8 protein-coding genes are annotated in these 10,726 nt (G+C 61.2%); 4 read left to right on the forward strand and 4 right to left on the reverse strand.

The window, feature by feature from the left end; all coding sequences use genetic code 11:
- Window positions 1-77 precede the first annotated feature (77 nt).
- Together VFV96_13140 and VFV96_13145 are read left to right on the forward strand one after the other, a co-directional pair.
- Window positions 78-1,004, forward strand: coding sequence for a CDP-archaeol synthase (locus tag VFV96_13140; protein ID HEU5071344.1), 927 nt, complete (start codon window positions 78-80; stop codon window positions 1,002-1,004).
- Between the two features lie 5 nt (window positions 1,005-1,009).
- On the forward strand, window positions 1,010-2,158 hold the full coding sequence (locus VFV96_13145) for a 1-deoxy-D-xylulose-5-phosphate reductoisomerase (GenBank protein HEU5071345.1): 1,149 nt from the start codon (window positions 1,010-1,012) through the stop codon (window positions 2,156-2,158).
- A 44-nt stretch (window positions 2,159-2,202) separates the two neighbouring features.
- Here VFV96_13145 and VFV96_13150 read toward each other — a convergent pair whose 3' ends face one another.
- The gene (locus tag VFV96_13150) at window positions 2,203-3,138 is read right to left on the reverse strand and encodes a lytic transglycosylase domain-containing protein (protein HEU5071346.1); all 936 of its coding nucleotides are present in this window, start codon (window positions 3,136-3,138) and stop codon (window positions 2,203-2,205) included.
- Window positions 3,139-3,337: 199 nt separating this feature from the next.
- Here VFV96_13150 and VFV96_13155 point away from each other — a divergent pair, with 199 nt between their 5' ends.
- A complete protein-coding gene (locus VFV96_13155; GenBank protein HEU5071347.1) occupies window positions 3,338-5,137 on the forward strand; it encodes a glycoside hydrolase family 15 protein in 1,800 nt (599 codons plus the stop codon).
- A 47-nt stretch (window positions 5,138-5,184) separates the two neighbouring features.
- Here VFV96_13155 and ptsP read toward each other — a convergent pair whose 3' ends face one another.
- From ptsP to VFV96_13170, 3 genes are read right to left on the reverse strand one after another with little or no spacing between them, the layout of a single operon-like run.
- Window positions 5,185-7,707 carry a phosphoenolpyruvate--protein phosphotransferase gene (gene ptsP / locus VFV96_13160; protein HEU5071348.1) on the reverse strand — a complete coding sequence of 841 codons (2,523 nt, stop codon included), beginning with the start codon at window positions 7,705-7,707 and terminating at the stop codon, window positions 5,185-5,187.
- A 15-nt stretch (window positions 7,708-7,722) separates the two neighbouring features.
- Window positions 7,723-8,025 carry a PTS fructose transporter subunit IIB gene (locus tag VFV96_13165; GenBank protein HEU5071349.1) on the reverse strand — a complete coding sequence of 101 codons (303 nt, stop codon included), beginning with the start codon at window positions 8,023-8,025 and terminating at the stop codon, window positions 7,723-7,725.
- Window positions 8,022-9,107, reverse strand: coding sequence for a PTS fructose transporter subunit IIC (locus tag VFV96_13170; protein ID HEU5071350.1), 1,086 nt, complete (start codon window positions 9,105-9,107; stop codon window positions 8,022-8,024). The genes VFV96_13165 and VFV96_13170 overlap by 4 nt, the downstream gene beginning before the upstream one ends.
- Window positions 9,108-9,538: 431 nt before the next feature.
- Between VFV96_13170 and VFV96_13175 the strand changes: the two genes are divergently transcribed.
- The coding region (locus VFV96_13175; protein HEU5071351.1) for an MFS transporter at window positions 9,539-10,726 on the forward strand (1,188 nt) is incomplete at its 3' end.

Consider the following 10,726-nt stretch of genomic DNA (forward strand, 5'->3'; position numbering starts at 1 on the left):
ATCCAGGCCGGCATGATAAAAAAATTTGCGTCCGAAAATTCTCGCGAGCCGCCGCCGGTTTTTCCAAACTCCGCCCGATGTCGAACCAACCCGTTGCCGCTCCTGCTGCGCCCAGCAAAGCGCAGGTGTTTGTGCGTCGCTTGGGGAGCTCCTTGCTGCTGTGGGCCGTCGTCATCGGAGCGTTGTTCTCGGGCAACCGCTTTCTGTCCGATTACGTGTTTCTCGCCATCATGCTGGTGCTCTCCGTGGCGGGATTGCTCGAGTTCTACGGCATCGCCCAAAAGCGGGACCTGGTTTGCTTCAAGGGCTGGGGCATCGCGGCGGGCGTGTTGATGACGGTGGGCATCTTCCTGCATTGCACGGGCAAGCTTGGCATTCACAATTCGCCCTCGCGCGTCAACGATTTCGAGACAAGCTTCCTCATCCTGTTCGTGCTCGGGCTCTGCGTGCGCCAGTTCATGGCGCGGAGCAACACCGCGGGCATCGTGGCGATCTCCACGACCCTCTTCGGCCTGATGTATGTGCCGTGGCTGTTGAACTTCATCACCCAGATCAACTATTTCCCCGTGCTCACGCCGGGCGACGGGACGTTCTTCGTGCTCTACTTCATCCTCGTGACGAAGTTCAGCGACATGGGCGCCTACGCGGTTGGTTCGTTGATTGGCAAGCACAAGATGATTCCGCGCATCAGCCCCGGCAAAACGTGGGAAGGTTTCGGCGGGGCAATCCTGGTTTCCACCATCGCCAGCGTGGTGTTCGCTCATCTGGCCAAGGCCCACCTGCTGGGAATGAACCTGAAACACGCCATCATCCTCGGGGTGATTCTCAGCGTCAGTGCGGTCATCGGCGACCTGATTGAATCGCTCTTCAAGCGTGAAGCGGGCCTCAAGGATTCCGGCAAGCTGTTCCCGGGGATTGGCGGCATTCTCGATCTGCTCGACAGCCTTTTGTTCAACGCGCCCATCATGTATCTCTATCTGCGGCACATTCTGACGCATCCCTGATAACAATGAAGAACGTCGTCCTGCTCGGCTCGACCGGCTCCATCGGCACCTCGACCCTCAAAGTGGCCGGGGACTTGCCCGACAAAATCCGCCTCGTCGGCCTGGCGGCGGGCAACAATTCCGAGTTGCTGCTCGATCAAACGCGCAAATTTCAGCCGGCGGCCATTTCCATCAGTGACCCGTCCAAGGTGAAGGAACTCAGCGACACCCTCGGCACGGCCGTGGAAGTTTATTCCGGCGATGACGGTCTGCTGAAGCTGGCCACCATGCCCGGGGCGGACATCGTGTTGATTGCCATCGTGGGCACGGCGGGTTTGCAGCCGGCCTTGGCGGCGATCCGCGCGGGCAAGGACATCGCCATTGCCTCGAAGGAGATCCTTGTCATGGCCGGTGAGATCGTGATGCGCGAGGCGCGCAAGGCCGGCGTGCGCGTGCTGGCCGTGGACAGCGAACACTCCGCCATTTTTCAATGCCTCGACGGCAAACCGCCGGGATCGGTGCGCAAGCTCTGGCTGACCGCGAGCGGCGGCCCGTTCCGCAGCAAGGCCGACTGGCCCAAGGAACGTTTTGGCGAGATCACCGTCGAGCGCGCGCTCAAGCATCCTTCGTGGGTGATGGGCCGCAAGATTACGATTGATTCCGCCACGCTCTTCAACAAGGGCCTCGAGATGATCGAGGCGCGCTGGCTGTTTGACATCGAGATGGCGCGCGTCGGGGTGGTGGTGCACCCGCAGAGCATCGTGCATTCCATGGTGGAGTTTGTGGACGGCTCACTCATCGCGCAGCTCTCCACGCCCGACATGTGCCTGCCGATTCAATACGCGCTGACGTATCCCGAACGGGTTGTCAGCGACCGTGTGCAAACCAATTTCCCGCGCATTGGTTCGTTGACCTTCGAGGAGCCCGATGTGGAGCGCTTTCCGTCCATCGAACTCGCGCGTCGTGCGGGCGAAACCTGCGGCACCATGCCCGCCGTGTTCAACGCGGCGAACGAAGTCGCCGTGGACGCGTTTGTGAACGGCAAAATAAACTTTCCGCAAATCACCGAAACCGTGCGTTGCACGATGGACGCCCACCGCGTCACCGAGCATCCGACACTGGAGGAGATTCTGGCGGCGGATGCCTGGGCGCGGCGGGCAGCGGTTTCAGTCTGAAGCCGCGAGGGAGAGTGTTTGGGCCGCGACGGGACGAAGGCTGATCAGGAGGGTTTGGCCAGCTTCTCCAGCGTCGTGCCTTCGCGCAATTGGAGCACGGCATTCAGCTTCGGGACGTATAATTGCGTTTCGCTGGGCAGCTTCGCGGCGATGGCGTCGAAGGTCTTTTCTTTTGCCTGCCTGAGTTTGTCCTGAACCCGCCCGGCGCCGGCGTTGTAGGCGGCGACCGCCAGGGGCCAGTCGTGAAACTGGTCATACAACGTCCGCAAATGGCGCGCGGCAGCATCGGCGGATTTTTCCGGATTTTTGCGTTCGTCCAACGGCCAGGTTGTCAGGCCAAGCGATTTGGCCGTTTGCGGCATGAGCTGGTAAAGTCCGACGGCCCCCGCAGGACTGCGCGCCTTCGGGTTGAAATCCGATTCCACCTCGGCGAGCCAGAACAATTGCGGCGGCAGCCCGTGCCGGGCAAAAATGCGTTTCAGAGCGGGTTCAAATTTTTGGGCGCCAGCCGGACGGGAACGATTCTTGAGCAGTTTGGACCAGGTGCTGGTTTCCAAAGCGGCCGAGGGAGCCGGTTTGCGGGGCGCGGGATTTTCCGGTTCCTGGCGCGGTGCGGGGATGGCTCGGTCCATCTGTCCCGCCGCATCGAAGTAATCGAGTCGTGGGCGGAGCCAGTCAGCGTAGGGCTGCGTGTCCGGATTCGCTTCGAGCAGGCGCAGGCCTGTTTGCGCGGCGTCCTTCAAGGCGGCGAGGTCGAGCACGTAATCCTGGTCAAATTCGGCCTGCAACTGTTTCAGCACGGCGCGCACTTTTTCCTGGTCCAACGTGCCGAGTTGGGCCGGCACGTCATCATCCACGTTTTCTTCGAGGAATTGCTGACCCATGTCGAACAGGTCATCCGCCGAAAGCGTGTCGTTGCTTTGGGCGAAGACAGCCAGCGGCGCAGCGGCGAACAGCAGGATGGCCCGGCGACGATTCATGACGGCAACGTTGCGCAGCGCGCCGGGGCTGGCAACCCGTAAAAGTGACGGTGCCGCGCCTTGGTGGGCACCGCGGCCAGAAGCGGGTGGCAAATCACCGCGCCTGTAGCATAGTGCAGGGGGCTTTCCGTGGCGGTCTGATGAACGCACGTCAACGGGCGGATGTCCAAACCGGGCGACGTATTGCCGAGAATACATCATGAACTACCAACCCATTGAGAATTACGGCGTGATTGGCGATCTGCACAGTGCCGCCCTGGTCGGGCGCGACGGCTCCATCGATTTCATGTCGTTTCCGCGGTTCAATTCCCCGACCATTTTTGCCGCGCTCCTCGATCACGCGCGGGGCGGACGCTTCAAATTGAGTCCGCAGATGGGCGAAGTGCGCAACAAGCAGCTCTATCTGCCGGATTCAAACATGTTGCTGACGCGCTTTCTGGGCGTGGACGGCGTGGCAGAGGTCTCGGATTTCATGCCCATCACGGACATGGGCCACGCCCACAATCTGGTGCGGCGCGCGAAGGCGGTGAAAGGCGAGGTGCACTTCCGCATGCTCATGGCACCGCGGTTTGACTACGGCCGGGCCGAGCATCGCGTGGAAAAGAAGGACGGTGAGGTGCTGTTCGTTTCGCGAGGCCGGGACGGCACCGCCCTGCGTTTGCGGTCCGAGGTGCCGGTAAAAATCGTCAACGGCGATGCCGTGGCGGAATTCAAGTTGCGGGCGGGCGAAACAGCGGCGTTTGTTTTGGAGGAGGCGGTGGCCGGTGCCGCGTCGCCGTCGTCGGTGCCGCGTTACGTGGAAGATTCGTTCAAGCAGACCCTCAACTTTTGGCGGAGCTGGCTGGCGCGTTCCCAATACCGCGGCCGCTGGCGTGAGGTCGTTGACCGCTCCGCGCTGACATTGAAGCTCCTCACGTCGGCGCCCAACGGATCAATTGTCGCCGCGCCCACGTTCGGTTTGCCGGAGGAGCTGGGGGGCGTGCGCAACTGGGATTATCGCTACACGTGGATACGGGATGCATCCTTCACGATCTACGCGTTGATGCGGCTGGGTTATACGTCCGAAGCCGCGGCGTTCATGCGATGGATTGAAGCGCGCTGCAACGAACTGAAACCGGACGGGTCGTTGCAGTTGATGTATGGCATCGACGGCGGACACGATCTGACGGAGCAGGAGCTGACCCACTTCGAAGGCTATCACAAATCGGCGCCCGTGCGCATCGGCAACGGCGCCTGCGGCCAGTTGCAGCTCGACATTTACGGCGAGCTGATGGATTCGGTCTATCTCTACAACAAATATGGCGAGCCCATTTCCTACGATTTTTGGGAGAATCTGGTCCGGCTGATCGACTGGGTTTGTGACCATTGGGAGCAGCCGGACGAGGGCATCTGGGAAGTGCGCGGCGGGCGGCAGGAATTTTTGTATTCCCGCATCATGTGCTGGGTGGCCGTGGACCGCGGCATCCGGCTGGCGACCAAGCGCTCCTTTCCCGCCCCGTTGCCGCGCTGGTGTGCGGTGCGCGACCGCATTTACCAGGACGTTTACGCGCATTTCTGGGATCGTGAACTGCAGGCTTTCGTGCAGCACAAGGGCTCCAAGTGTCTGGACGCTTCTTGTTTGCTGATGCCGCTGGTCAAGTTCATCAGCGCCAGCGACCCGCGCTGGATCAAGACCATGAAGGCGATCGAGGAGACGTTGGTGGAGGATTCACTCGTGTATCGCTATGACACCCGCAACGGCGGCGACGGGCTGTCGGGCGGCGAAGGCACCTTCAGCATGTGCTCCTTCTGGTATGTGGAATGCCTCGCCCGGTCTGGCGATCTGGAAAAGGCGCGTTTCTGTTTCGAGAAGACGCTGGGCTACGCCAATCACCTGGGACTCTTCGCCGAGGAAATCGGACCGCTGGGCACGCAGCTGGGCAATTTCCCCCAGGCCTTCACGCATCTTGCTCTCATCAGCGCCGCCCACGAGCTTGAGCGGCGTCTGGAGAAGGGCTGAGGAAGTTTGCCGGCCGCCGGGGCGGGACCGGCCGCCATGCACGGGGCTCAGGCTTCCAGGTTCGACCGGAGGAAGGCGCAGAGCGCGCCGGGCTCATTGGCCTGGACGAGCTCGGCACGGAATCCCTCATCCATCACTTTGCGGGCCAGGCGTGAGAGAATCTTCATGTGCGCGTTCGCCTGTTCCTCCTCCCGGATGGCCATCAGAATGATGAAATTTACCGGCTGATGATCAAGGGAGCCCCAGTCCACGGGCGTGCGGAGTTTGAGAATCACCAAGGAGCTCTTGAGCACAGCGTCGGATTTGCAATGCGGAATCGCAAACCCGTGACCGAATCCGGTCGAATAGGCGGCTTCGCGCTGCCAAATGGCCTGCTCCAGCAGATTGGGGTGCTCGCTGCGGCCCACGACATAGAGCTGGTTGACGGCGTGTTCAATCGCGTCCTCCTTCGTAGCGCAGTCGGCGTCCAGCAGCACCAGTTCCGGCGCGATCAACGGGGCCAGCCGGCGGGTGGCGTGTTGTTCGGTCAACGCCATGACTTCGTCGGCGGTTTCGCGGTTCAACGCCTCGGCCGCCAGTTCCCGGCAGGCCGCGGCGGGCCACGAGGCCAGTTCCGCCTTCAACGCCATGACCGCCGTGGTGGCGACGCTGATTTCGTCCACACCGAAGCCGACGAGCAACGGCATGCATGGCGCCTGCGCCCCCATCTCTCCGCAGATGCCAACCCATTTGCCCGCCGCGTGCACGTCGTCCACGATTTTTTTGAGCAGCCGGAGAAAGGCGGGTTGCAGCCGGTTTTGCAGGCGGGTGAGGCGCGGATTGGCGCGGTCGGCTGCGGCAAAATACTGGAGCAGGTCATTCGAGCCGATGCTGAAGAAATCCAGTTCCTGGCAGAGCTTGTCCAGCAGGAAGGCGGCGGCGGGCACTTCAATCATCGCACCAACGGGCATGCGCGGATTGAAGGCGATGCCCTGGCTGGCGCAACGCGCCTGTTCCTCCTGAATGATCCGCCGCACCCAGCGCACTTCGTCCATGCTGGTCACCATCGGGATCATGACCTTGAGCGTGCCGTGCGCCGAGGCCCGCACCAGCGCGCGGATTTGCGTGCGGAAAAGGGATTCAAATTCCGGGTAGATGCGAACAGCGCGATAGCCGAGGAACGGGTTTTCCTCGGAGGGCAGCTTCAGGTAGGGCAGGGGCTTGTCGCCGCCGATGTCCACCGTGCGAATGATGACGGGCCGGTCGCCGGCTTCGCGCAGGATGGATTGATACTCCTCAAACTGCTCGGCTTCGTCCGGCGGCATGTCCCGGTCGAGAAACAAAATCTCGGTGCGCAGCAACCCGATGCCCTCCGCGCCTTCGGCAAAAACCGCGGCGGCTTCTTCAGCGGTGGCAACGTTGCCGGCCACTTCCACGTGGTGGCCATCCGACGTCATGCCGGGTTGATGAATGAAACGGCGTTGATAGCCGCGGCGGGCGGCCAGCCTTTTTTGTTCCTTGCCGTAATACTTGCGGATGGATTCGGTGAGGTCAGTGACCAGCAGTCCGGCGTCACCATCCAGGATGGCCTCCCGGCCGTGGAGCCGGGCCGAGGCCAGTTCGGGAATGCCGGTGAGCGTGGGAATGCCAAACGAGCGCGCCAGAATGACGGTATGCGACGTGGTGCCCGCGTGGCCGAGGACGAGGCCCTTGAGCCGCGAACGATCCAGGCGCAGGAACTGTCCTGGCGTCAGCGTCTCGGCGACAACAATGGCGGTCTCGGGCAGCTTCACCTCCGCCGCCCCGGCCTGTTTGCCGTGGATCTGGCGCAACAACTGGGAACACACATCCCGCACGTCAAGGGCGCGTTCGCGCAGCAGCAGACTGTCCGAGGCGGCGAGAATGCTGGTGAAATGCGCCTCGGCATCGGCAATGGCGCCTGCGGCGGTCCGCCCGGGCTGCCGCAGTGATTCGTGGAGCTTGGCGCGAAATTCCGGATCGCGCGCCACGGAGCGGTGCGCCTTCAACAGGTCGCGTTCGAGTTGCGACGTGTGCCGCGTCATCCGTTCCTCGTAATGATCCACCAACGAAGTCAGGGCGGCATCCACGGTGCGGATTTCCGCGGCCAAATCCACGTCGCCGGTCAGAGGAATGGAGGCGGGCACCTGCAGGCCGCAGATCTGCACGACCTCCCCCTGGCCGATGCCGCTGACAACCGGCAGGCCGTGGCGGACCGTGGCGCTCGTCTCGCGCAGCACGGGCGGAAGCGGTGATTTGCCGTTGCTGCTGCGCGCCGGGGCGGGCGGCAGGGCATCGTCGCAGTGCGGGAATTCGCGGGTCAGAAATCCGGAGAGCACGGCCATGGCCTCGGCTTCATCGGGGCCGCTGATTTTCATCAGACAGGGGTCGTTCTTGCGGATGTCCGCGCCGACGATGGCGAGGACGCTTTTGCCATTGGCCGCCCGGCCGGTGCGGGAGTTGGTGAGGACCACCTCCGCCCCAAAAGCACGCGCGATTTCCTCGAAGGCGCTGGCCGGTCGGGCATGCACCCCGTTGGGCAGGGGACAAACGAAGTTGAATTCGAGCGACATTCCTTGGCGGTGGCCTCAACTGGTCGTGCACTGGGCGAGGATGCCTTCGGGATTTTTCAAGGCTTCCTGGACCGGCACCTGAATTTTCCGGATGTTCGCAAAGCGTTCGGGCTGCTCCAGCGCGATGTCTGTGGCCAGGATGGCGACGGCGGCGGCGTCAATTTCGGGCTGGGTCAGTTCGTTTTCGATGCCCATGGCGCCCTGGGTTTCGACCTTGATGGTATGGCCCATTTTTTTGGCGGTTTTTTCGAGTTTTTCGGCCGCCATGTAAGTGTGGGCGATGCCGGTGGGGCAGGCGGTTACGGCTACGATTTTCATGATGCTGCGGATGCCGGCCCCAAGGCCGGCTTTTCGGTTAGTTTCTTCAATGTGTTGATGGTTATGGCCGTGGTGGCCGCGCCGGCGAGAATGGCCAGCACGTAAACCATGCGGTTGTCCACGACCGGCAAAACAATGGGGCCGCCATGCGGTGCATGATCGCCCACGCCGCCCAGCATGGCGACGACGGCGGCGACCATCGAGCCAAACATGATCGAAGGGATGACCCGCACGGGATCCGCGGCGGCAAACGGGATGGCGCCCTCCGTGATGCCAATCATGCCCATGCCCAGGGCAGCCAGCCCGGCTTCGCGCTGCTCCTCGCCCCATCGTTTGCGGCCGAGCAGGGTGGCGAGGCCCAGGCCCAGGGGAGGCGTGCAAATGGCGGCCGCGCACGCGCCCATGATGGCGAAATTATTCTGCTGGATCATGGCCACCCCAAAGAAAAATGCGGTCTTGTTGACCGGCCCGCCCATGTCGAAGGCGATCATCGCTCCCAGCACCATGGCCAGAATCACCTGCGAACCGCTCTGCATGTTTTCCAAGCCTTGGTTGAGGGTGATCATCAGTTTTGCCATGGGCAGATTCAGCGCGAGCATCAGCATGCCGACCGGCAAGGCAGATATAATTGGAATGACAATAATCGGCATGATCGGCTTGAGCATTTTCGGCGTAGGCAGCTTCTTCAGCCAATTGACGATGTGGCCGGCGATCAGGCCGATGATCAGCGCTCCCAAAAAACCAGCGCTGACCGTTTTGCCGTCGATCGTTTGATTGGTGCCGGCGATCAAGCCGCCCACAAAACCAGGAACCAGCCCCGGTTTGCCGGCCATGCCGAAGGCGATGAATCCGCCCAGCACGGCGGGAAACAATTTGAAGGCCGTGACCCCGATGGTGAACATGTCCTGCACAAACCAGGGGCCCTGCGTCGGGTCCGGCCCACCATGTGCATCCAACAAATGGAAATGAAAAGCATAGGCCAGCGAAACGGCGATAAGAATTCCCCCGCAAGCAATCAGCGGAATGACGTGGGAAACGCCGGTCAACAGGTATTGCTTGTGTTTCTCCAGTATGGCCTTCATGAGACGGAACGACCCGTTGATGATCTGCACATTGGTCAGCTTACCGGGGCATGTTCCGGACCGGCGCGAGGGGCAGCAAGAGGAAATATGTAGCTTTTCTAGTATTATTGTAACTATTTTCAGCTAATCGCTTTCGTTAATCACCAGCCCTGAACATCTCTCGTGGTTCGGCGCGGAAACGCTGTCCGGATGAACCGTCTTCCGGTGGTCCGAAGTGCGCCGGGCGCAGGCTACAATTTTACCATAAAGGTCACAAATTTACGGTTGGGCGGCGCCGCAGTTTGTAGTTACCTGAGCGCCGCACACCCCTGATCAGACGAATCTTGGGAAAACCGGTCGGAACCCGGGGACATTGCGGCCGTCAACCGGCGGTTCGCGGTGCGGTTCGGGGAATTTGGTCTCAAACAAACCAGCACGTTCAATCCAATCGTATGGCCTCCATCGCAACTACGACTTCGCCCTCCACCTCGTCGGGCAACGGCAAATCGTATCGCGGCTCGTTCGCGATCATGACGTCGTTGTTCTTCATGTGGGGATTCATGACCGTGTTCAACGACATTCTGATTCCCCGCTTCAAGGAGGCGTTCACGCTGGACTATTTTCACGCAATGCTCGTGCAATTGGCCTTCTTCGGTGCCTACTTCATCGGGTCATTGTTATATTTCGCCATTTCAGCCACCACGGGTGATCCAATTGCCAAGATTGGCTACAAAAACGGTGTGGTCATTGGGCTCCTGATTTCGGCTTCAGGTAGTGCGTTGTTCTGGCCGGCGGCCGGAGCCGCATCGTATCCGATGTTCTTGGCGGCGCTGTTCATTGTCGGTCTCGGTTTTGCCATGCTGCAAATCGCGGCCAATCCGTATGTCACGATCCTTGGATCGGAAAAGACGGCGTCCAGCCGGCTGAATCTCGCGCAGGGTTTCAATTCCATTGGCACGACGATTGGGCCGTTGATCGGCGGCTGGCTCATATTTCAATACTTCGCGAAAACCGGCGCGCATGGAGCGGATTCGGTGAAAGTGCCCTACCTCGCGTTCTGCATCATCTTCCTGATTCTCGCGGGGGTGTTCTTTTTCATCCACCTCCCGCACGTGGGAGAGGGGCATGTTGAACCCGGTGCGGGTGCGTTGAAATTCCCGCACGTCGTGCTCGGGGTCATCGCCATTTTCATGTATGTCGGTGGCGAGGTGTCGGTTGGCAGCGCCATCATCAACTTTTTGGGGCAGCCCAGCGTGGCGGGCTTGAAGGAGATCGACGCCAGTAAATACGTGTCCATTTACTGGGGCGGCTTGATGATTGGACGTTTCATGGGCTCGGTGGAATTGAGCGAGATGAAGAAACGCAACAAACAAGTGCTGCTGGTGCTCATTCCTTTGCTGGCCTACCTCTTGTTGTGGGTGGCCAAGAGCGCGCCGCTCGATGCGCTGCATAATGGGACCGGGGCGTCGGTGTTTTCGCAGTGGCGCGACGAGTTCGTGAAAAACTGGGCGGTGTTCAAGGTCTATCTGCCCTTCATCGGTCTGTGCTGGTTGTTGTTCCAGTTCGGCAAGGCCATGGCCGGGCGCACCCTGATGATTTTCTCGCTGATGGTCGTGGCGTTGCTCCTGACCGCCATTCTG

The sequence above is a fragment of the Verrucomicrobiia bacterium genome (assembly GCA_035765895.1).
Taxonomy (GTDB): Bacteria; Verrucomicrobiota; Verrucomicrobiia; order Limisphaerales; family DSYF01; genus DSYF01.